Below are 22,858 nucleotides of genomic sequence, written 5' to 3' on the forward strand. Positions count from 1 at the left end.
TAATTATAATTATAATTTATAATTTTCTCTTGCTTTGGTTGCCCATTTAATTAATGCTTCTTTTTCTTGGTTGGTAATTGTTCCGTGTAACCAGGTATACGAATCTAGAGGCATTTTTCCTTCTTCAACCTCTTCTATTAACTCATCTAGTTTATGGTCTTTTTTCTTTACGCTATACGTATCCCAAGCAGAAACATTAAAATGTTTTATACCATCCTGAATATGGTCATCTAACCAATAAGATACAGGTGCAATTTCTGCATACCAAGGATATTCGGTTTTATTACTGTGGCAATCGTAACATTTATTTTCTAATATTTTGGTAACTTCGGCACTTGGCTTAGTATCTGTAATAAATGCTGTTACCTCTCTATATTCAGGATTATTTTTTTCTGGCCTATAAAACTGTATTATTACTAATGCTATTAAAAGTACAATTAAAATTTTCTTTACTATTTTCATGATGCAATATTAATTTAAAATTTAATTTGAAGTGTTGTATACCAATTTCTTGGCGCAGAGGGTATAATTCCTGGCCCTGGATATCCTGTTGCTCGCCTTGTAAAGTAGGCATTATCTAAAACATTATTTAATCCTGTTTCTAACTTAAAATTTTTATAGGTGTAAGATAAAGAAACATCTAAAATATCGTATTCCGGAATTTCTCCAATTACACCGCTTAAACTCCCAGATGTAGCGTTTGTGGCATCTGTAAATTGCTTACCTAAATATGTATATTGAATACTTGCCATTAAATTTTTATAACCACCGTTTAGGCCTGTTTTTAAGTTTAAATCGGGTACAAACTCTACTTTATTACCTTCAACACCATTGGCTTGAGACGAAGTGTATTCTGAGTTTATAATAGACGTATTAATAAAATAATTAAGTTGATAGTTGTTGTTTAGATTAAAAATTTTCTTCAAATTAAAATCGAATAGCGATTCTAATCCATACATAACTGCATTCCCAATATTACCTCGTTCACTTATTACTCTGCCATCTGGCAATGCTTTTTGCTCAAAACCAATTCTATTATTGTAAAACAAACCAAAAATACCTGCATCATAAGAAACATAGTTTTTAAAATTACCACGTAAACCAATATCGGCTGTAAAACCATCTTCGTCTGTAATATCTGGGTTAATTTCAAAAGCGGGGTTATTTATAGCTATATCTGAAAATGTAACCGAACGATAATTTTGCGAAATGTTTCCGTACAACTCTGTTTTAGCATTTGGCTTATAGCTTAAACCTATGCCCAATAATACAAACGAACGCTCTAAATTTTCAAATTGCTCTTGGGTTTCTTCAAAAATAACATTACCTGCCGCATCGGTTCTTATTTCTTTAAAACTACCATCGGTTCCTGTTTTTATGTACTCGAACCTAAAGCCTGGTGTTATTGATAACTTTTGGTTTACATAAAAAATATTTTCTCCAAAAACAGCAATGTTTTGGTTTGGTAAATCGAATTGAGATTGGTTAGGATAGTTTGGGTATTCGGTTGTTTTAAAACTAAAATTTGCATTAGTACCATTACTGCCAGGGCCTTGTTGTTGGTAATTATCTGCCTTATAAAACTTTGCTCCAATTAAAAATGTAGCGTCTTTTTTAAACAGTTTGTATTTGCTTAACAATCTAGACTCGAAACCAAAATTATTAAAATCGCCCACAATTAAATCGCGCTCGGCATTAGAGTCGACTTGACTTACTCTATTTGTTCTAAACCCTAATGCTTTTCTAGACGCATTTAAACCAAAAAAATTAAAAGTAAAATTAGTTTGTTTTGATAATTGATGCGATAATTTTAAGTTATAAAGTAACCAATCTATTTTAAACCAGTTTCTTGCTCGATTGCTTTGGTAAGGGTCTTCATTAAACATATTGTCGGTTAAACCACCCGCTTGTTTTGCCAAATAATTTAGATAAGTTAGCTCGCCTTCTAGTTTCGTTTTTTTGTTAAACTGATAACCTAAATGTGTAAATATGTTTTTAGATTCGAATTCTGAATTTGGTCTAAATCCATCTCCTTTCTTGTAATTAAAAAACGTGTAATAACTAAACTTATTTTTAGTGCCACTTAAACTTGTAAAATTAGTGTATAGCCCAAAACTACCCAATGTATTTCTAGTTATAACTTCTAATGGTTTATTTAAGTTTGGGGTTTTCATTTTAAAATTAATTAACCCTCCAAACTGTGTTCCGTATTGTAATGAAGCTGCGCCTCTAACCACTTGTATTTCTTGTAAACCTTCTGAAGCTGGCGTGTAGTAACTTTCTGGATACCCTAACACATCGGCACTAATATCGTAACCGTTTTGTCTGGTATTAAAGTTTGCTGTTCGGTTAGGGTCTAAACCTCGACCACCAATGTTTAACTGCAAGCCAGCATCGTCATTCTGAAAAATATTTAACCCTGCTACTTGGCTATATAATTGCCTTGCATTATTTGATGCTAAATTTGCCATAGATTGTCCAACAAGTACAACCTCTGTTTTCTTACCTGCATAAATTGCTGTTTCTTCTACATCTTTTAAACGTTTAAGTTCGAAAATTCTACGTTTTCTAGCAGTTATTTCTACTTGAGATAAGTTTTGGGTTAAATCTTTTAAAATAATTTTAAGGTTCGCGCCTGCTTCTGTTTGGATGGTTACTTCTTCAACTTCATATTCAAAAGAGAAAAAAACCAAAGTCATTTCTTTTTTTGAGGTCTGAAATTCGAAAACACCTTTAGAGTTTGTTGTTGTTAATAGTCCAGAAACTTTATCGTAAACTTTTACATTTGCAATAGGTTGCTCTGTTTTAGAAAAAACCACAGCACCTTTTACAGTTTGTTGCGCGTACATTGAGATACTAAAAATAAATACAATAATTAGTTTAGAGGCCTTTAATATCATCTTTAAATGGTAAAATCCAGGTTTTAGTTTTAAACGATTCTTTTTGAGCGTACAAATCTACTGTTTTATCTATAAATGGCACACTTAATCTGCCATTTAATGCCACATAACTTTCTACAAATACTTGAACATTTTTATGCCCTTGTGATTTAAAATGGTCGCCTAAGTAATGTGCATATTCTAAAATAAAATCTGGCTGAAAACTCATTTGTTTTTCTTGGAAAGGTGTTAAAAAATCTTTATTATCTACGTAAAAGAAATTTCCTGTTTCTTTATCAACAATTTTAAATGTTGATATGCCTACTTTTTCCATAAGCATTACGCGCCATGAAAAACGATACCCTTCTTCGGTCCAAAACAATTCGTTAGGGTATAAAGCATATCTAAAAGGCAGTAATAGCTGAATGCTAAAAAACAACCCTAAAATTACTACTATTGGCTTTCTATTTGAAAACTTATAAACTGTTTTTTGTATTACTAATTGACTTGAGTTGTTAGACTTTATAAAATGTTTAATAAAATTGATTATTTTTTGATGAAAGCCTGCATCAAAGAAAATTAAAGTAGATACTATCATTATAAAAGGAAACATGCCTATTGGAAATAACACTCTTGTAAATACATGAAAAACAACCACTAAAACAAAAGCGAAAACTCGAGTTTTTCTATACAATAATAAAAATGGAATGGTTAAATCGTATAACATGCCACTCCAACTCATGGCGTAATGAAACCAAGTTTGGTGCATTAAGGTATCTCCTATTAACGGCAAATCGTATTTTGAAGGCAACCATATTTTTAATGGCTGCGCTTTAAATAACCAGTCGGAATTTAATTTGGCTAAACCTGCATAAAAATAAACGATTCCTAAAAGAAGTTTTACACTATCTATAGTCCATTTTGGAATGTTATTATATGTTTTTTTTCTAAATACATTATCTATTGAAAAGTATGCGTTTGCTGGTAAAAAAATCATTAAAAAACTAAGCAGACTTATAAAATAATAATGGTTTAAATAGGTGGTTTTATCCATCAATTCAATGTAAGTAAAACTTAAAAAGAATGTAATTATAGCCAATCTATATTTTAAACCAAGTGCAACAAAAAGTGCCGATAATCCAGCAATAATAAAAAGTAAATAGGTGTAATTCCCAAGAGGTTTTATCCACTCGAAACCATAATAAGAAAAATGAAATTTTGGTAGAATGTATAAGGTTTCAATCCAGCCATGATACCAAAATCTAACTATGCTTAAAAGCATCATGATACCAAAAGCCATCCTAAATACTGCTAAAGGCGCAGCATTTGTATTTTGGTTTAGGTATGTTTTAAAAATAGAACTCATTTTTAATAAAAAAAGGTTGTCTTTAAAGACAACCTTTTGTATTATAATTTAATATTTTAATCCCCGTCTGAATCAACAAAACCTTCATCTAAACTAATATCCAAAGCTCCCATCATATCAACTTTTAAAGAAACAACTGCCAACTGTAAGGCATCATATGCTTCCGTCATTTTTGTATTATCTGCATTAACTTGATTGAAAAAATTATCGTCTAAAACTTGAATTTTCTGTCTTGCATCATCAAATTTTGAGTCAATAATTGTTACTAAATCACTTCTATCTAAAGCCACCAAATAAGTTTTAAAACTCTCCCCGCTAGTAGTTCCATTATAGGCTTTTCCTTGGAAAAAATCTTGAACAGCTGTCATAGCTTCTAACGCTAATTCTTTTGAAACATCTTGTTTATAAAATGCTTCTACTTTTTCTGGTAAAGGCGTACTTGAAAAATTACCTGCTGGAATTCCGAATTTATTAGCTCGTAAACCTTTTTCATAATAAAAAACAAAATCATTTACTATTTTGCTAATAGAACCTGTTGAAGAACTTTCTATATTAGTTACAAAAGTATTTCTATAAGTATTTTTCCAATCATCAAGTATAGATGTATTTAAAGTATTCATTCTTGAAACAACATCGGCCATATAAGTTACATAACCTTCGTTTTTTGAGTTTGTAGTAAACTTTTCAAGTGCAGTCGCATCAGAATCTGCTAAACCATGTATTAAAAAATCTAGAGCAGGAAACCCTTGTCCGTCGTGGTAATTAGATGTTGTTAAATCATAAGTTCCTGTATCAGCTCCATTTTCAATATCTAGAACCTCAACTGGGTAAATATTAAAGAATGAAACAAAACCTATAAAGTTTGTATTATCAATACCTTCAGCTTTTCCTATATTAAACATTTCAACATATTGCCATGTTTTGTATGCGTCTAACCAAGCATCACTTAATAAATCTAAGTTAGTTTGGTTCATATCATTCACGAAATTACCTCTAGCAATATCTAAAGCTGAAAGTTTAGTTTGCAAATCTTCAAATGCAGGAATAATTATATTATCTGCTAAGTTTGTTAACATTGCACCTCTATCAAAATTATCTGCTACTTTTGGTTCATCATCCGAGGAGGACGAGCTACAGGCTACTATAATACTAACTAAAATTATTCCTAAAAAATACTTTTTCATTATTATCTTAATTTATAAAAAATAATTATTTGCAAAACTACTAAAAAGTAACTACTGTATTTTACAATACAGTAGTTACTTTATAAAATATAATCAACTAAACTAACTCTTTTTAATTCCCAGCTTGAGCTGTTGTAAAGTTAAATTTGGCTGAAATATCTTCAGACATTGCATCTAAAGTTTCTGATGTTACTTCCCAAAAACCATTACCTGTCATTAAAGTTTCTACAAAAGCATCAACTTCAGTTTTAGTAAAATATGGCGATGTTGTTCCTGGTTGTCTAGTAAATTGCAAACCATAAACAAACCCAAATCCTTCAGATAAATCATGAAATACAGATGCCATATCCGATCCTAAATTAGCTTTTCCTTGTTGTAAGTAATAAACAGCTCTAATTCCAATAACTTCAGATAATTTTTCTTTAATTATGTTTGCTTGGGCATCTCTTAAATCGTAATCTCCTGATACAATTGCAGCTCTTCCTAATTTAAAAGCTTGGTAAATATCGTCTGCTATTCCTGCAAAATCGGCATCACCTTCTACTCTACCAATGTATTTATTTAAAAAACTATCGGCTCCTAAATCTGCATTTGGGTTTGCTGGATTTGCGTTTACACCATAAACATACCCGTAAGCCTCGTCCCATTTATGCTCCATTGTTGTATAGGTTTTACCTTCTTCAACAATTCCAGCATCATTATTTTCTACATTAGTTCCTGCATCTAAAACGGCTGGGCTTAAGTAATTATTAAGAGCTTGATCTACCATTAAAGCTCCTATTAATCCTTTATTAATAGCTTGATTTAATTCTAAACCTTTAGCGTTTACATATCGTGTAGAACCACCACCAGCTTCTTGTATTTTCCCGGCTGTACCTGCAACTGCATCTACATCCCAATTAGGAAAAACTTCTTCAACTTGAGCTTTAATCCAAGCATCGAAATCTGCTTTAATTGCATTAGCATCAGTAGTGTTTGCCGAAAAATAATCTGAAGATGCTGCTGTTTTACTTCTTATACTCTTATTTGATGCATTTAAACTAGCATCACTAAAATCTGCATTCCCTTCTTGGTGCGCAAACATACCGTCTAAATCTGCTTCAGACTTAGAAGTGTCTTTTAATGCAGATAGAAACTCATGCCCCATTTCAATTCTAGTTGTTTGCCCACTAAAACTTACTGTAGACGCTCCATCTCTTTCAAAACTATACGTTGCAGGAGCTACAACTTGGTTACCTCCGTTTCCTCCATCATCATCACTTGTACATGATTGAAATAATGCTGATACAACAAAAAGACTTAAAACTAATTTCTTCATTTTTACTAGGAATTTTTAATTTTTATTTAGACTTGTTATAAATAAATGTTAATTTGAAGTTGCAAATATAAAACTCAAAAAGAATTAGGCAAAGTTTATTTAGATTAAATTTAAATAAAAACAGAAAATAACTTTAAAGCATGCTTTTAATTATCAAATAAAGAGTTAATTAATGGAATTTTTTAAAAATCTTAGAAGCCTCGTTATAAGCACTTTCAAAACTTAATGCATTAAGGTTATTACTTTTTACTGAGGTAAAATAGGATAATAATTTTTCGGTTGGCATATTTCCTGTAAGCTCATCTTTTGCCATAGGGCAGCCACCAAAACCTTGAATAGCGCCATCAAAACGATAGCAACCTGCTTTATAGGCTGCATCAACTTTTTCAAACCATGTGGTTGGTGTGGTATGCAAATGTGCACCAAATTCTATATTGGGATATTTGGGTATTAAATTTGAAAATAAGTAATCTATACTTTCTGGGTTAGATGTTCCTACTGTATCGCTTAACGATAAAATTTTAACACCCATATTAGCTAATTTTTCGGTCCATTCTCCAACGATATCAACATTCCAAGGGTCTCCGTACGGATTACCAAAACCCATTGATATATATACTACAACTTCTTTATTGCTTTTATAGGCTATATCTAATATTTCTGATAAAGTTACAACAGATTGCGCAATGGTTTTATGTGTATTACGCATTTGAAAATTTTCTGAAATTGAAAACGGATACCCTAAATAATTTATTTCTTTATGTTTAGAAGCATCAATAGCTCCACGAGTATTAGCTATTATTGCTAATAATTTACTACTTGTTTTGCTTAAATCTAATTGAGATAAAACCTGAGCTGTATCAACCATTTGCGGAATGGCTTTTGGAGATACAAAGCTACCAAAATCTATAGTATCAAACCCAACTCTTAATAAAGATTGGATATATTGCACCTTTTGCTCTGTGGGTATAAATTGCTTTATACCTTGCATAGCATCTCGAGGGCATTCTATTATTTTTATTGGGTTCAACAATTTAATCTTTAAAATTTCAGTTTATAAAAATACTACTATTTTTAAGAATGTAAGTTTATTAAAATTTTATCGACATATGTAATTACTATTAATCCATAAAAATTATAACTATGACTAAAATTACTACAATTATATTTATTTTAATGTATTCAATTACTTTTAGTCAAAGTGTGGCTACTTACAACATTACTTTTACAAATTATTGGAATGCCAATGATCATAACAACGGAAATGCACTACCTAGCAATGCGCACTGGTCCGATTTAGTTGGTGTTAACCACAATAATAATGTTACGTTTCTAGAAATTGGAGGTACGGCAACTACTGGTGTAGAAAATATTGCTGAAATAGGAAATTCTTCTACATTTCAAAGTGTCGATGTACAAAATGCTATTAACGCAAATCATGCTCAGCAATTTTTTAATGCTGGCGATTTATTTCTTTCTAGTGGGTCTAGTACAATAGTTTATAATGGCTTAGAAGTTAACGAAAATTACTCGCTATTAACCATGTTAACCATGATTGCCCCAAGTCCAGATTGGATGGTTGCTATAAATAGTATAAACCTTAGAGAAGGAAACACTTGGAAACCAGAAATAAACATAGATCTATTTCCTTATGATGCCGGAACCGAAGAGGGCACAACTTACTCGCTTACAAATGCCGCTACCAATCCGCAAGAAACAATTTCTGACATTAGAGGTGTTTCGCCTTTTAACACAGAAAAAGTAGCGCAATTAACCATTACATTACAATCGGTTTTAAGTACCAATAAAGCTAACGCATTTAGTAACCTAGCACTATACCCTAACCCTGCTAAAAATAGCATTAGCATTTCTAACATACAAAATAGTAAAATACATACAATTACATTTTATAATGTATTTGGTAAGCAAGTAAAACAGATAAAAAACATTTTAAGTATTAAACAGTTAGATATAGATATAAGTAACTTAACAAGTGGATTATATGCTCTAAAATTTGAAAGTAAAAATGGTGGCGTAGCCTCAAAAAAACTTCTAATTAACTAACTATTAAAAAATTAAAAACAAGTTAGAGCTGCTAAACTTATTAACACCAATGTTACTAAATCGTTAATAATCGAAAATATTAACATTATAACGTTTATTTTATAATTGAGATTCATTTCGGTATACATTTGATTTGTAAATGTTTTCACCCCAAATGAATCTATTGACCTATAAAATAAATGTTCTTGTATTTTCGATATTTTTATCGATGTCTACTTTACTATTTTCTCAAAATAGTAAAGAAGCTATATGTGGTAATACTACCTCTCCAAAATCAATTGAATTTTACAATAGTTTAAAGCCTCAACTAGAAGCATTTAAAAATAATTTTTATGCCGCAAAACTAGCATCAAAAGGTACCATACCAACTTCAGTAATAAACTCTATCCCTGTTAAAGTTTATATTGTTAGAAACTCTGATGGCTCTGGAGGATTAAATGCTAATGAATTAAACGATACTTTTAATAACCTTAACTCAATTTACAAAGAAGCTTTTCTTGAATTTTTTATATGTGATGGTGTAGAATATATAAATGATGATGCATTATGCAGTTTTAAAAAAGGTAACGAAAGTAACTTTATTGAAAATAATTATGTACCTGGTTTAATAAACATGTACTTTATTAATAATATTAAAAACGAATCGAACGAAAGCATTTGTGGTTATAGTGATAATGTTGGTAGAAACGATATGGTTTTTATGAATAATGATTGTGCTTTAAATGGTTCATCTCTTCCTCATGAAATAGGGCATTTTTTCTCTTTACTTCATACTCATGGTCCAGATAACAACTCTACAGAATTAGTAGATGGTAGTAATTGTGATACTGATGGAGATGGCATTTGTGATACTCCTGCTGATCCTGGATTAAGCTATACAACAGTAGATAAAGCTTGCAATTATACTGGTACAAAAACAGATGCACATGGAGATACTTACACACCAGATACTAGCAATATAATGTCGTATTCTAGAAAAGAATGTAGAACATTTTTTTCTGAAGAACAACTAGCAAGAATGTATGCTTTTTACATGACAAGTAAAAGTTATTTAGCCTGCCCCTCTTTTAATGCAAATATTGCTGTAAATGAAAATGAAACCTGCGAAGAATCATTAACCGTTAATTTTGAAAGTATAAGCGATAATATATCAACTTGGCAATGGGATGTAAATAATGATGGCATAATAGATTATACAACAAAAAACCCTACACACACGTTTAAATCTGGTATTTACGATATTACATTAACGGTTTCTAAAAAAAACAAAACCATAAAAAAAACCTATAAAAACTTTATAAAAGTAGGTACACATACTAATAAACTAGATGAAGATTTTGAAAACTTCAACCTTCTTGATAACCATGGGTGGACTAGTAAAGATTTGTCTGGTAACGGATATAATTGGTATTCAAACTTTGGCGATACGCAATCAAAAGAAACCGGACCATCAAACTATAAAAACGCACAAAACCATTTAAACACATACATGTATGCTGAAGCTTCTGGTGCGCAACAAGGCGATGTGGCTACATTTACTTCGCCGTGTATTAATGTTAATTATCAAAATAGTGAGCTAGAGTTTTCTTACCATATGTTTGGTAAAAACATAGGCGAATTGCATGTTGATATTAAAACTGATTCTGGTTTTATTAACGATGTTATTGAACCTCTTTATGGTAACCAACAAAACAACCAAAACGACAATTTTATAACTACAACGGTTAACTTATCGTCCTACACCAATCAAACCATACAAATACGTTTTAGAGCTGTTAGAGGTTCTAGCTGGAAAGGAGATATTGCAATAGATAATGTGTTTTTAAACACCATACATACGCCTATTACTAATGTACGTTACACCATCTATCCAAATCCAATTAAAAACAACCTGCTTTATATAATGGATAATGATGAAGATACAACATCAAGCTACATGATTACCAATTTAGTTGGTCAGCCATTTTTATCGGGTACAGTAACAAGCAATCCTATAGACTTAAGCCACTTATCTTCTGGTACATATTTACTTATACTAAACCAAGGAAAATCAAGAGTTATGAAAAAAATTATTAAATAAGCAAATTACTTATTTAATATAGCTTTGTTTATAGATTTAATAAGTCTTGGTCCTTCATAAATAAAACCTGTATAAACCTGAACCAAATCTGCACCAGCATCTAGTTTTTCAAGTGCATCATTGGCAGAATGAATTCCTCCAACACCTATTATTGGAAACGCTTTGTTACTTTTTTCAGCTAAGTACTTAATAACCTTTGTACTCTTATCTTTTACGGGTTGCCCACTTAAACCACCATTTCCTATAGCTTCCAGATACTTTTTTGGTGTTTTTAATCCAGTTCTATCTACAGATGTATTACTGGCAATAACACCATCAAGTTTAGTATTGTTTACTAACTCTATAATTTCATCTAATTGATTTTGGTTTAAATCTGGAGCTATTTTTAAAAGTATAGGTTTCTGCTTTATAAAAGTTTCATTAGCCTTTTGTACAGCTTCTATTAATTCTTCTAAGTAATCTTTATCATTTAATTTAGCATGGCTCCCCACATTAGGACAACTTACATTTAACACAAAATAGTCTACATAAGGATGCAAGGCGTTAAAACATGCTAAATAATCTTTGGTATAATCTTCAGGCTTTGTATTGGTATTTTTACCAATATTGCCACCAATAATTAACTTACCTTTATTATTTTTTAATTGGGCAATAGCAGCCTCTAAACCTTCGTTATTAAACCCCATTCGGTTTATTATACCTTGGTCTGCTTTTAATCTAAACAGCCTTTTTTTAGGATTTCCAGATTGCCCTTTAGGGGTTACTGTTCCTATTTCAATAAAACCAAAACCAAAATTAGCAAGCTCGTTATATAAAATCGCATTTTTATCAAACCCTGCAGCTAATCCTACAGGATTCTTAAATGTAAGGCCAAATAATTGGCGCTCTAATTTAGCATCTTCAACAACATACAAACTCCTAAATACAGATTTAAACCCAGGAATTTTAGAAGTAAATTTAATTAATGAAAATGTAAAATGATGAATTTTTTCAGGATCAAACGAAAAAAAAATAGGGCGAAGCAGTAATTTGTACATTAGTATAATTTGGTGCAAAAATAAGTTGAAATCTTGTAAATAAAAAATCAACCTATAGTAACTTGAAAACACTTAATAATTGTACTTTAGAGCCAATAAAAACTATCTACTATCTTACAAAGAAAATATCATTTAATATGATTTCAAAAACACATATAATAAAACGTTTTACAAGCTACGTAACCATAGATACAGAGTCTGACGCTACATCTGAAACCACACCAAGCACCGCAAAACAATGGGATTTAGCCAATAAATTAGCAGACGAGCTTAAAACCATTGGTTTACATGATGTAACCATAGATGAAAACGCATACATTATGGCTACGCTACCTAGTAATGTAGAACACGAGGTTCCAACCATTGGTTTTATATCTCATTTTGATACCTCTCCAGATTTTACAGGTGCAAACGTTAAACCTCAAATTATTGAAAACTATAACGGAGAAGATATTATTTTAAACAAAGCAGAAAACATAATACTATCGCCCGATTATTTCGAGGACTTATTACTTTATAAAGGACAAACATTAATTACAACCGATGGCACAACGCTACTTGGTGCAGATGATAAAGCTGGTATTTGCGAAATTGTATCGGCCATGGAATACTTAATTCAGCACCCAGAAATAAAGCATGGAACTATTAAAGTTGGTTTTACCCCAGATGAAGAAATAGGGAGAGGCGCCCATAAATTTGATGTTAAAAAATTTGGAGCAGACTGGGCTTACACAATGGACGGTAGCCAAATTGGCGAATTAGAATATGAAAACTTTAATGCCGCAGGTGCTATTGTTAAAATTAAAGGCAAAATAGTACATCCAGGATATGCCAAAGATAAAATGATAAACTCTATGTACATTGCTACAGAATTTATTAACTCTTTACCAAGGCTTGAAACCCCAGAACATACCGAAGGTTATCAAGGCTTTTTCCATTTACATGATATGGAAGGTGATGTAGAAGAAACGACATTACAATATATAATTCGCGATCATGACATGGAACATTTTGAAGCCAGAAAAGAAGTTATGATAAAACTTACTAACGAGCTTAATAGACAATATGGACGCGAAGTCATTACTACCACGATTAAAGACCAATACTTTAATATGCGCGAAAAAGTTGAACCTGTAATACATATAGTTAACATTGCAGAAGAAGCCATGAAACAACTTAATATAAAACCTCTTATTAAAGCTATTCGAGGCGGAACAGATGGCTCTCAACTTAGTTATATGGGGTTACCATGCCCTAATATTTTTGCTGGCGGACATAATTTTCATGGGAGATACGAATATGTTCCAGTTGAAAGCATGATAAAAGCTACAGAAGTAATATGCAAAATAGCAGAGCTAACAGCCTTAAAATTTAAGAACTAATTATTAAACTTAAGTTTATTAAAATTTAAACTAATTTCGTTTATTTTATAAATAAAAACGAATCGACAAATCACTATATATACTTAAAATTAAGCATGCGAATAGATATTATAACCGTTTTACCAGAATTACTTAAAAGCCCGTTTGAAGCTTCCATATTAAAACGCGCCATAGAAGCTGGTTTGGTAGAAGTTCACTTTCATAATTTAAGAGATTATACAACAGACAACTACAAATCTATAGACGATACTCAATTTGGTGGTGGAGCAGGAATGGTTATGATGATAGAACCTATTGATAAATGCATTTCGGCTTTAAAAAAAGAACGTAATTACGACGAGGTTATATATATGACTCCTGATGGAGAAACCTTAAAACAAGGCATTGCCAATCAAATTTCATTAAAAGAAAATATCATGATTTTATGCGGACACTATAAAGGCGTAGACCAACGTGTTAGAGACCATTTTATAACCCGCGAAATTTCTATTGGAGACTATGTTTTATCTGGTGGCGAATTAGGAGCTGCTGTACTTTGCGATGCTATAATTAGATTAATACCCGGAGTTTTAGGTAATGAAACCTCTGCCCTAACCGATTCGTTTCAAGATGGTTTACTAGCGCCTCCAATTTACACAAAACCTAGAGATTACAAAGGCTGGAAAGTACCAGAGTTACTCTTTGGTGGTAACTTACCAAAAATTGAAAAGTGGCGAGAAGAGCAAGCATATTTAAGAACTAAAGACAGACGTCCAGATTTGTTGGATGAAAATTAATATGGATATTAAACCCGTATTTAAAAATATTGAAACAAAAAAATTAGTAGGCAAATCGGTTTCTATGTCTTTAATGAATAATAAAACTTTTGATTTGTTTTCTGATTTTATGCCTAAACGAAAACAAATTAAAAATGCTATTTGCCAAGATAAATATGAGGTAATGATTTATGATGAATTACATTTTAAAAATTTTAATCCAAACAACATTTTTACCAAATGGGCTACTCTAGAAGTTTCAAACTTCAATAACATTCCAGAACACATGGAAGGTTTAACCATTGAAACTGGTTTATATGCTATTTTTAAATACCGAGGTTTATCTAAAAATTTTGGAGATCTTATGAGATACATTTTTATGGAATGGATGCCTCAATCTGGATATGCTTTAGATAATAGACCTCACTTTAATGTATTAGGGAACAAATACATAAATAATAATCCAGATTCTGAGGAAGACGTTTATATTCCTATTAAAAAGAAAGCTTAATAGTAACCGTGTTAAGGATAGAAGCGGCATCCTTTTGCTTATTTTTAAGCAAAAGATACAGCGGATAGCCTGACTTTTTGTTATTACTAAGTATAATTTTAAACTTAAAAAATCAAACAAAAAGAAACACCAAAAAAATATAAATAAAACATTGTAGATTTGTAATTAATACTTATTTTTGCACCCAATTTCGGGTTAACCTCTGGCGAAAATCGTGAATGTTGTTCTGAATTAATAAACATTAAATTTTAAAGATATGGAATCTTTAGTAAAATTTGTACAAGACGAATTTGTAACAAGAAAAGATTTACCAGAATTTGCAGCTGGTGATACTATTACAGTATTCTACGAAATTAAAGAGGGTAACAAAACACGTACTCAGTTTTTTAGAGGAACAGTAATTCAAAGAAGAGGATCTGGAACTTCAGAAACTTTTACAATTAGAAAAATGTCTGGATCTATTGGTGTAGAGCGTATCTTCCCAATTAACTTACCAGCATTACAAAAAATAGAAGTTAACAAACGTGGTAAAGTGCGTAGAGCTCGTATCTATTACTTTAGAGGTCTTACTGGTAAAAAAGCAAGAATTACAGAGCGTAGACGTTAATAACAGCATTTCTGCAATAGCAGTATTCAAAGCCTTGAGAAAACTCAAGGCTTTTTTTATTAACTTTTGTTAATAACTATAGTTAATAAACAGTTGATATTTAAACGTTTAAAAAATTGCTTTTACAAAAATGTGATGTTATATTTACAAAAGAAAAATGACAATCTATCTAGATTGGTTTCGCTTCAACAACGAATTTACATAACTTTCTAAATAAGGTAACGTTCTTTATATAATTGTTTTTGAGGTTTTATTTATTAATAACGTGTATGCGTTTTTAAACAAAAACCATGACATTATAAAAAGTATTATATGTGAAAACAGATAAAAACTAGTATAATGAAAAGCTTAAAAAGCAACACAAACGAAAGTAACTGTTGTAATGCAAGCAATGCTAATAGCAAATTTAACACGAAAGTGATGAGGGAGCGATAAGCATCAAGAAAACAATTACAGAAACATTCAAGTAATAGGTCAATACATTTTGAAAATTACAACAATGTTTCGTTGAAATAGCAAAACTTGAACTGAAAAGGTTTAGATGAAAATTTTAAACAAATATGAATAGTAATATTCATTAGGTCACGTCATGTTATTTCAAAAAAGCCATGTCAACATAGATTAAATTCTGTAGTGATATGGCTTTTGTTTTTTATTAATTTATCACTTCTACTCTTCTATTTTGAATTTCTATTAAAAGTTAAATACTTTGTTTGTTTTCAATAAGCAATACAACATTTATAAATGTCAATTTTTGTATATTCGCACCTCGAAAACGTTATAGCCTTTCGTTTTCATCTCTAAACTAAATACTAATTCAAAAAAAACGACGCAAATGTCTAAAATCATTTATACAAAAACTGATGAAGCCCCAGCTCTAGCAACACGCTCTTTACTTCCAATAGTACAAGCGTTTGTAAAATCTTCGGGGATTAATATAGAAACTAAAGATATTTCTTTAGCAGCAAGAATTTTAGCTGTATTTCCAGATTTTTTAAATGAAGACCAACGTGTATCTGACGATTTAGCAATACTAGGCGAATTAGCAAAAAAACCTGAAGCAAACATTGTAAAACTCCCTAATATTAGTGCATCAATTCCGCAATTAAAAGATGCTATTAAAGAATTACAAGCAAAAGGTTTTAACATTCCTGATTATCCAAATGAAGCCTCAAATGCAACAGAAAAAGATATTAAATCGCGCTACGACAAAATAAAAGGAAGTGCCGTTAACCCTGTTTTAAGAGAAGGTAATAGTGACAGACGTGCACCTAAAGCCGTTAAAAATTATGCCAAGAAAAACCCGCATTCAATGGGTGTGTGGACTAGCGATTCTAAAACACACGTAGCAACAATGAGTCATGGAGATTTTGCTCACAACGAAAAATCTATTACTTTAAATGAAGAAACCAATATAAGCATACAACATACAGATACTAATGGAAATGTTACGGTTTTAAAAGCCCCTTTTAAAATCTTAAAAAACGAAATTATTGATGCCTCTGTAATGAACAAAAAAGCTTTAGTTAGCTTTTTAGACACACAAGTTAACGATGCTAAAGAACAAGGTGTTTTATTTTCTTTACACATGAAAGGCACCATGATGAAAGTAAGCGACCCTATTATTTTTGGTCATGCCGTTAAAATATATTTTAAAGATGTTTTTGCTAAACATAGCGAAACTATAAAAAAACTAGGCGTTAATGTAAATTCTGGACTAAGTAATTTATTAGAACGCATTCAAGAATTACCAGACGCAGAGCGTAAAATTATAGAAGCAGATATAAACGATGCTTATAAAAATGGTCCTGGCATGGCTATGGTAAACTCAGATAAAGGCATTACTAACTTACACGTACCAAGTGATGTTATTATTGATGCTTCAATGCCAGCAATGATTCGTACATCAGGCAGAATGTGGAATGCAGAAGGTAAACTTCAAGATACAAAAGCCGTAATTCCAGATAGTAGTTATGCTGGTGTTTATGCAGCTACTATTAATTTCTGTAAAGAGCATGGAGCTTTTAATCCTACAACTATGGGAACGGTTCCTAATGTTGGTCTTATGGCTCAAAAAGCTGAAGAATATGGTTCTCACGATAAAACATTTGAAATAGCTACAAACGGAACTGTAAAAGTTATTGACGATTCTGGAAACACATTATTAGAACATAATGTTGAAGAAGGTGATATTTGGAGAATGTGTCAAACAAAAGACGCTCCAATTCAAGACTGGGTTAAACTAGCTGTTACAAGAGCAAAAGCATCTAATACGCCAGCAGTATTTTGGCTAGACGAAAATAGAGCTCATGATGCAGAACTTATTAAAAAAGTAAATACATATTTAAAAAACCATGATACAACAGGTTTAGATTTAAGAATCTTATCTCCCGTTGAAGCTACTAAATTTACTTGTGAAAGACTTATAGAAGGAAAAGACACAATTTCTGTTTCTGGAAACGTATTACGTGATTATTTAACAGATTTGTTTCCTATTTTAGAAGTTGGTACAAGTGCCAAAATGCTATCAATTGTACCTTTAATGAATGGCGGAGGATTATTTGAAACTGGAGCTGGAGGTTCTGCCCCTAAACATGTTCAACAATTACTTGAAGAAAACCACTTACGTTGGGATTCTTTAGGCGAATTTTTAGCTCTAGCTGTTTCTTTAGAACATTTTAGCCAAGTAAATAATAATGCAAAAGCAAAAATATTAGGAGAAACTCTAGATGATGCTACTGATAAATTACTTGAAAACAGTAAAGGACCTTCTAGAAAATCTGGCGAGTTAGATAACAGAGGTAGCCACTTTTACTTGGCCATGTATTGGGCACAAGAATTAGCCAATCAAGATAATGACCAAGATTTAAAAGCCGAATTCACACCTATTGCAAAACAATTAGCCGATAACGAAGCTAAAATTGTAAAAGAATTAAACGATATTCAAGGGCAAAAAACAAATATAGGTGGTTATTACGAACCTAATGAAACTCTTTTAAATGAAGTTATGAGGCCAAGTGAAACTTTTAATAACATTTTAAAATAGTTATAATTAACATATTCATAAATAATATAAAAAAGCTCTTTCTTAGAGCTTTTTTTATACTTAAAAAGAGCTTTTACATACAAGATTTTATTTTTAACTTATCATGTAATATGCTTGCTTTGTTCTTAATTTACATCTAATTTGCTTATATTTAAGTTATGACTTTCATTAAAACCACCGAACAAGATTCTAACCACAATCACTTAGAAAAAATGAGTGTTTTAGAATTGCTAAACAACATAAACAAAGAGGATAAAACAGTACCAAATGCTATTGAAAAAGCCATACCTCAAATTGAAAAACTAATAATTAAAATCGTTGAAAACTTAAAAAATGGCGGACGTCTATTTTACCTTGGTGCAGGAACAAGCGGGAGGTTAGGTATTGTTGATGCATCAGAATGTCCTCCAACTTTTGGAGTACCTCATGGGCTTGTTGTTGGCTTAATTGCAGGTGGTGATTCGGCTATAAGAAAAGCCGTAGAATTTGCTGAAGATTCTAAAACTCAAGGTTGGAAAGATTTGTTAGAACATAACATTAATACAAAAGATATTGTTATTGGCATAGCAGCCTCAGGTACAACGCCTTATGTTATATCTGCACTAGAGGCTTGTAATAAAAACAATATAACTACAGGTAGCATTTCTTGTAATAAAAATAGCCCGCTTTCAAACGCAGCAAAATTTCCTATAGATGTGGTAGTTGGCCCAGAATTTGTTACCGGAAGTTCAAGAATGAAAGCTGGTACTGCACAAAAACTAATACTAAATATGATTACAACATCTACCATGATACAACTAGGCCATGTTAAAGGAAATAAAATGATAGATATGCAACTAAGTAATAATAAATTGGTAGACCGAGGGGTTAAAATGATAATGAAAGAAATTGAAGTATCTAAAGAGAAAGCTTTAGATCTTTTAAATACATATAAAAGTGTTAGAAACGCTATAAAAAATTATAACAATGGAAAATAATAAAACAAATAAAGTTGTTCTTTTTCAAGGAATAAAAACATTAATATTCGCAGCTTTAAGTTTACTTATGGGGCCTGTTTTGCTAAGCTTTGCTTTTAGTAAACCTAATGATAAACTATATATTCCGCTTTTAATAGTTGGTTGCTTAGTCTGTGTCTTTGCCATTTTTTTAATTTTTAAAGGCATACGGTTAATTATGAACAGTATGTTCAAAAAAAATTAATACTATATCTAGGTAGCTTGTTTGGGTGTTGTAGGATTATAGCCAAAATTAGAATCATTTATATGAATACCCAATCTGTCAAAAATATAATTTATAATTGCATAATGATGGATAGTATGGCTATTGGCTTGCGATAATAATGCGCCGTATGTATATGGAATTTCCGTTTTTCCTAAGCCTAAATCATCAATAACTAAAACATTATCAGTAATACTAAAAGGTGTATTGCTTAATTTTTTAATTATTAAATTAAGGTAACCTTTAGCACAACAACAATCTACTTCTACAGCTTTATTCCTACTTCTTGCCGTTAAATCAATTTTGTCTTGAGAGTCTGTCAAAATACAATCATAAAAGTCTAAAATATGCCTTATGTGTGTTCCTATACTTGAATAATAAGGCGATACCGAAGCATCACTTAATTGATCATTTGATAAATGTTCTAACAAAATTTGAGATTTTTTAAGTGTTCTTAAAGTAGATTGTATAATAATGTTCATAGACACTAATTTAACTAAATAATTCAAATTTTATAAATATTACTTTTAGTCTAAACACTTAATATTCCTTACAAAATAAATACATTACTTAATACTACTAAAAAAAAATTTACTTATACAGAATTTCTATAACAGTATTAGTTTATTTAGAATTTAATTCATTTAAAACCAATCGTATATCACCATAACTATACTTATCATCTAATTGATGTTTTAAATCGGATAAGTTTTCAAATTTAGTTTTTGGAATTAAAACCTTTAATTCTTCGTAAAAATCAACGGGCATTAAATCGGTAATTTTAATTTCACCAGTAGGAATATAACTAGCCAAATGCCCTATTATAGTATTTATATTTAACTCGCGAATATTGGCTATTTCGGTAACTGTTTTTCCAGATTTAAAAAGAGTGTAGGATTCCTTTTTGGTATCTCCTTTTTTACGTTTTGGTTTTTCAATATTAAAAATATCAACTTCATTTGATATTTCAATATTGTTTTCATCACAGTAATGTCTTATTACTTTTAAAATTGAAACGCCATATTTATCGACACGTGTTTTGCCCATACCATTAATTTTAAGTAACTCTGTTTTATTGGTTGGCAAATTTTCGCACATTTCATACAATGCTTTTTGAGTAAAAATCTGATAATGAATTAAATCATTCTCCTGAGCAATATTGTTTCTTAGAATACGTAACTTTTCAAAAAGCTCAACATTACTTGTGCCCTCAACAACTTGTTTTCTTTTCTTTTTAGGTTTTTCTTTACCTATAAAAACCGATTTTGCTCGAAGTTCTAAAACCATTTTGGTAGTAAAACCTGTAGCTAATCCCTTAAAATAATTTAGCTTAACTAATAATAAATCTTCAAAGCTATCTAAATGCTTAGTTATTTCGTTACCTATAGATTGGTTATCTGTAGTAAAAGCCAACGTTTTTAGCGGGGCAACAATATTTGAATCAGTCTCTGTTTTAAAATATTCAATACCTTTTTTAAAACGATCTTGAATTATTAAACTGTCTTGAGGTAATTGGTCACTTTCAAGAAGTTGCTTCAATTGCACATTAAAACCATTGGCTATTTTTAAAAAATTAGTAATTGTACTCTTTATTGGTATAAATATTTTATCAATATCCCCTTTAATAATCGTTCTATTTTTATAAAATATATCTAGAATACGATTTATCGGATATAAAAATTGGTAAAAAGAAAATACTTCTAAAATTAAATCTAATTGAAATTGCCTTTGTGAATTTAATAACACCTTTTCGTCTGGAGCATTATTTTCTGCATATTCATTAAAAGCAGTAACATGGCTATCGCTAATAATATGTTTAGAATGTATTTTATTTTTAAGCACCAACCCTTCTAAAGATTTACAACGACTAAGTGCTACATACGTTTGGCCATGCGCAAAGGCTCCTTGAGCATCAATAATAGCCTTTTCGAACGTTAAACCTTGACTTTTATGAATAGTAATACTCCATGCCAGTCGTAAAGGTATTTGAGTATAACTCCCTATTTTCTCTTCGGTTATAACCTTTGTTTCATTATCAATAGAATAATTGATATTCTCCCATACTTCTGGTTTAACAATAATATTAAAATCATCATCTGGGCAATGAACAACGACTTCATCTTTATCTAATAAAATAACTTTACCTATTTTTCCATTAAAAAATTGCTTTTCTGGACTACTGTCATTTTTTACAAACATAACCTGAGCACCAACCTTTAATTGCAACTTTTCTAAGTTAGGGTATGCATAATCTGGAAATTTACCATCAATAACCGCCTGGTAAATTACTTTTTTTGAGCTTAATTTATCTAACTCCTGTTTATTAGTTGTCTCTGCTTTATTATTATGAGTTGTTAACGATATATAACCAGAATCGGGCTTAGGGGTAAAATCAGGTATAAATCGTTTGTTTAATTCTAAAGCGCCAGACAGACTTAGTTTATTATTTCTTATCTCATTAAGAATTTCAATAAATTTTGGATTGTCTTGCCTATAAATATGTTTAAGCTCAATAGAAATAGCATTACATTGTTGAAAGGCATGGCTACTAAAAAAGAAACCATTTGCATAATATTTTTTTAATAAACTCCATTCTTGTTCTTTAATTACTGGCGATAATTGTTGTAAATCACCAATCATTAAAACTTGTACTCCTCCAAAAACCTTATTACGATCTCTAAAACGACGTAAAGTAGTATCAATACCATCTAATAAATCGGCTCTAACCATACTAATCTCGTCAATTACTAATAAATCCATTGACTTGATAATATTAATTTTGGTTTTGTTAAATTTTCTATTAAATCCTTTTGTTGAATTAATATCTGATTCTGGTAAAATAGGACCAAAAGGCATTTGAAAAAATGAATGGATAGTAACGCCCTTAGCATTAATAGCAGCAACGCCTGTTGGGGCAACTACAACTAAACGCTTTAAACAACTTTTTTTTAAACGATGCAAAAAAGTTGTTTTTCCAGTACCAGCTTTACCTGTTAAAAAGATAGATCGGTTAGTATTATTAATAAAATTCCAAGCCAGTTCCAATTGATAATTAGAAGTCATAAACGTATAAATTAAAGGAATCAATATAGTAATAATAGTATATTAATATGCAAATTGAGAAAATGAATTATTTAAATCAAATAGAAGGCTAAATAATTTACGACACGTCCTAGTAAGACACAATGAAATCTAAATAAATAATAAGGCTATAATACGGTATCCAGAAGATACTATTTAGCCATAGGTTCTAAAATCATATAAAAGGATTTAAAAAAGGGCAAAAAAAAAATCCCGACTCTAAATTAGAATCGGGATTGAAAAAGGCAACGACCTACTCTCCCACAAATGTAGTACCATCGGCGCAAATGGGCTTAACTTCTCTGTTCGGAATGGTAAGAGGTGAGCCCC

18 protein-coding genes and 1 rRNA gene are annotated in these 22,858 nt (G+C 30.8%); 9 read left to right on the forward strand and 10 right to left on the reverse strand.

What is annotated here, in order from left to right; translation table 11 throughout:
* Positions 1–9: 9 nt before the first annotated feature.
* The 6 genes from ACNG5D_RS10395 to ACNG5D_RS10420 all read right to left on the reverse strand — a co-directional run bounded on the left by ACNG5D_RS10395 (position 10) and on the right by ACNG5D_RS10420 (position 7,738).
* Positions 10–462, reverse strand: coding sequence for a heme-binding domain-containing protein (locus ACNG5D_RS10395; protein WP_418183453.1), 453 nt, complete (start codon positions 460–462; stop codon positions 10–12).
* 14 nt (positions 463–476) lie between these two features.
* Positions 477–2,900, reverse strand: a complete 2,424-nt coding sequence (locus ACNG5D_RS10400; RefSeq protein WP_418183454.1) for a TonB-dependent receptor domain-containing protein — start codon at positions 2,898–2,900, stop codon at positions 477–479.
* Positions 2,881–4,245, reverse strand: a complete 1,365-nt coding sequence (locus tag ACNG5D_RS10405; RefSeq protein ID WP_418183455.1) for an HTTM domain-containing protein — start codon at positions 4,243–4,245, stop codon at positions 2,881–2,883. The genes ACNG5D_RS10400 and ACNG5D_RS10405 overlap by 20 nt, the downstream gene beginning before the upstream one ends.
* Positions 4,246–4,301: 56 nt before the next feature.
* Positions 4,302–5,429: an imelysin family protein gene (locus ACNG5D_RS10410; RefSeq protein ID WP_418183456.1), complete on the reverse strand. Its 1,128-nt coding sequence runs from the start codon at positions 5,427–5,429 to the stop codon at positions 4,302–4,304.
* A 112-nt stretch (positions 5,430–5,541) separates the two neighbouring features.
* Positions 5,542–6,747, reverse strand: coding sequence for a DUF4856 domain-containing protein (locus tag ACNG5D_RS10415; RefSeq protein WP_418183457.1), 1,206 nt, complete (start codon positions 6,745–6,747; stop codon positions 5,542–5,544).
* Positions 6,748–6,916: 169 nt separating this feature from the next.
* Positions 6,917–7,738 (reverse strand): beta/alpha barrel domain-containing protein, encoded by an 822-nt coding sequence (locus ACNG5D_RS10420; RefSeq protein ID WP_418183475.1) that lies wholly within the window; start codon positions 7,736–7,738, stop codon positions 6,917–6,919.
* Positions 7,739–7,890: 152 nt separating this feature from the next.
* On the opposite strand from ACNG5D_RS10420, the gene ACNG5D_RS10425 reads away from it, so the two are divergent.
* Positions 7,891–8,811 carry a T9SS type A sorting domain-containing protein gene (locus tag ACNG5D_RS10425; RefSeq protein ID WP_418183458.1) on the forward strand — a complete coding sequence of 307 codons (921 nt, stop codon included), beginning with the start codon at positions 7,891–7,893 and terminating at the stop codon, positions 8,809–8,811.
* 208 nt (positions 8,812–9,019) lie between these two features.
* Positions 9,020–10,891: a T9SS type A sorting domain-containing protein gene (locus ACNG5D_RS10430; protein WP_418183459.1), complete on the forward strand. Its 1,872-nt coding sequence runs from the start codon at positions 9,020–9,022 to the stop codon at positions 10,889–10,891.
* Positions 10,892–10,896: 5 nt separating this feature from the next.
* On the opposite strand, the gene ACNG5D_RS10435 is transcribed toward ACNG5D_RS10430, so the two are convergent.
* Positions 10,897–11,928, reverse strand: a complete 1,032-nt coding sequence (locus ACNG5D_RS10435) for a quinone-dependent dihydroorotate dehydrogenase (protein ID WP_418183460.1) — start codon at positions 11,926–11,928, stop codon at positions 10,897–10,899.
* Positions 11,929–12,065: 137 nt separating this feature from the next.
* Here ACNG5D_RS10435 and pepT point away from each other — a divergent pair, with 137 nt between their 5' ends.
* The 7 genes from pepT (at position 12,066) to ACNG5D_RS10470 (ending at position 19,429) form a co-directional block, all read left to right on the forward strand.
* The gene (pepT, locus tag ACNG5D_RS10440) at positions 12,066–13,310 is read left to right on the forward strand and encodes a peptidase T (RefSeq protein WP_418183461.1); all 1,245 of its coding nucleotides are present in this window, start codon (positions 12,066–12,068) and stop codon (positions 13,308–13,310) included.
* Between the two features lie 95 nt (positions 13,311–13,405).
* On the forward strand, positions 13,406–14,086 hold the full coding sequence (gene trmD / locus ACNG5D_RS10445; RefSeq protein ID WP_418183462.1) for a tRNA (guanosine(37)-N1)-methyltransferase TrmD: 681 nt from the start codon (positions 13,406–13,408) through the stop codon (positions 14,084–14,086).
* Between the two features lies 1 nt (position 14,087).
* Positions 14,088–14,576 carry a GyrI-like domain-containing protein gene (locus tag ACNG5D_RS10450; protein WP_418183463.1) on the forward strand — a complete coding sequence of 163 codons (489 nt, stop codon included), beginning with the start codon at positions 14,088–14,090 and terminating at the stop codon, positions 14,574–14,576.
* A gap of 256 nt (positions 14,577–14,832) precedes the next feature.
* A complete protein-coding gene (gene rplS, locus ACNG5D_RS10455; protein ID WP_298498001.1) occupies positions 14,833–15,183 on the forward strand; it encodes a 50S ribosomal protein L19 in 351 nt (116 codons plus the stop codon).
* Positions 15,184–16,018: 835 nt separating this feature from the next.
* A complete protein-coding gene (locus ACNG5D_RS10460; protein ID WP_418183464.1) occupies positions 16,019–18,229 on the forward strand; it encodes an NADP-dependent isocitrate dehydrogenase in 2,211 nt (736 codons plus the stop codon).
* A 158-nt stretch (positions 18,230–18,387) separates the two neighbouring features.
* Positions 18,388–19,206: an N-acetylmuramic acid 6-phosphate etherase gene (gene murQ, locus ACNG5D_RS10465; protein ID WP_418183465.1), complete on the forward strand. Its 819-nt coding sequence runs from the start codon at positions 18,388–18,390 to the stop codon at positions 19,204–19,206.
* Positions 19,196–19,429, forward strand: coding sequence for a DUF6095 family protein (locus ACNG5D_RS10470; protein ID WP_418183466.1), 234 nt, complete (start codon positions 19,196–19,198; stop codon positions 19,427–19,429). The genes murQ and ACNG5D_RS10470 overlap by 11 nt, the downstream gene beginning before the upstream one ends.
* 8 nt (positions 19,430–19,437) lie before the next feature.
* Here the strand turns inward: ACNG5D_RS10470 and ACNG5D_RS10475 are convergent, their stop codons facing one another.
* The 3 genes from ACNG5D_RS10475 to rrf all read right to left on the reverse strand — a co-directional run.
* Entirely contained in the window at positions 19,438–19,929 is a 492-nt protein-coding gene (locus ACNG5D_RS10475; protein WP_418183467.1) for a hypothetical protein, read from the reverse strand.
* Positions 19,930–20,071: 142 nt separating this feature from the next.
* Positions 20,072–22,510: a helix-turn-helix domain-containing protein gene (locus ACNG5D_RS10480; RefSeq protein WP_418183468.1), complete on the reverse strand. Its 2,439-nt coding sequence runs from the start codon at positions 22,508–22,510 to the stop codon at positions 20,072–20,074.
* 258 nt (positions 22,511–22,768) lie between these two features.
* Positions 22,769–22,858 (reverse strand): 5S ribosomal RNA (rrf, locus tag ACNG5D_RS10485); the annotation flags it as partial.

The organism is Algibacter ulvanivorans, from assembly GCF_048381495.1.
In the GTDB taxonomy this organism is placed as follows: domain Bacteria; phylum Bacteroidota; class Bacteroidia; order Flavobacteriales; family Flavobacteriaceae; genus Algibacter_B; species Algibacter_B ulvanivorans.

Bases quoted from the DNA above. Each gene is read 5' to 3' on its own strand.
- ACNG5D_RS10415 (WP_418183457.1), bottom strand. From the start codon at position 6,747: ATGAAGAAATTAGTTTTAAGTCTTTTTGTTGTATCAGCATTATTTCAA.
- ACNG5D_RS10425 (WP_418183458.1), top strand. From the start codon at position 7,891: ATGACTAAAATTACTACAATTATATTTATTTTAATGTATTCAATTACT.
- ACNG5D_RS10400 (WP_418183454.1), bottom strand. From the start codon at position 2,900: ATGATATTAAAGGCCTCTAAACTAATTATTGTATTTATTTTTAGTATC.
- ACNG5D_RS10395 (WP_418183453.1), bottom strand. From the start codon at position 462: ATGAAAATAGTAAAGAAAATTTTAATTGTACTTTTAATAGCATTAGTA.
- trmD (WP_418183462.1), top strand. From the start codon at position 13,406: ATGCGAATAGATATTATAACCGTTTTACCAGAATTACTTAAAAGCCCG.
- ACNG5D_RS10450 (WP_418183463.1), top strand. From the start codon at position 14,088: ATGGATATTAAACCCGTATTTAAAAATATTGAAACAAAAAAATTAGTA.
- ACNG5D_RS10480 (WP_418183468.1), bottom strand. From the start codon at position 22,510: ATGACTTCTAATTATCAATTGGAACTGGCTTGGAATTTTATTAATAAT.
- ACNG5D_RS10405 (WP_418183455.1), bottom strand. From the start codon at position 4,245: ATGAGTTCTATTTTTAAAACATACCTAAACCAAAATACAAATGCTGCG.
- ACNG5D_RS10475 (WP_418183467.1), bottom strand. From the start codon at position 19,929: ATGAACATTATTATACAATCTACTTTAAGAACACTTAAAAAATCTCAA.
- ACNG5D_RS10420 (WP_418183475.1), bottom strand. From the start codon at position 7,738: ATGCAAGGTATAAAGCAATTTATACCCACAGAGCAAAAGGTGCAATAT.
- ACNG5D_RS10410 (WP_418183456.1), bottom strand. From the start codon at position 5,429: ATGAAAAAGTATTTTTTAGGAATAATTTTAGTTAGTATTATAGTAGCC.
- ACNG5D_RS10430 (WP_418183459.1), top strand. From the start codon at position 9,020: ATGTCTACTTTACTATTTTCTCAAAATAGTAAAGAAGCTATATGTGGT.
- ACNG5D_RS10460 (WP_418183464.1), top strand. From the start codon at position 16,019: ATGTCTAAAATCATTTATACAAAAACTGATGAAGCCCCAGCTCTAGCA.
- rplS (WP_298498001.1), top strand. From the start codon at position 14,833: ATGGAATCTTTAGTAAAATTTGTACAAGACGAATTTGTAACAAGAAAA.
- ACNG5D_RS10470 (WP_418183466.1), top strand. From the start codon at position 19,196: ATGGAAAATAATAAAACAAATAAAGTTGTTCTTTTTCAAGGAATAAAA.
- pepT (WP_418183461.1), top strand. From the start codon at position 12,066: ATGATTTCAAAAACACATATAATAAAACGTTTTACAAGCTACGTAACC.
- murQ (WP_418183465.1), top strand. From the start codon at position 18,388: ATGACTTTCATTAAAACCACCGAACAAGATTCTAACCACAATCACTTA.
- ACNG5D_RS10435 (WP_418183460.1), bottom strand. From the start codon at position 11,928: ATGTACAAATTACTGCTTCGCCCTATTTTTTTTTCGTTTGATCCTGAA.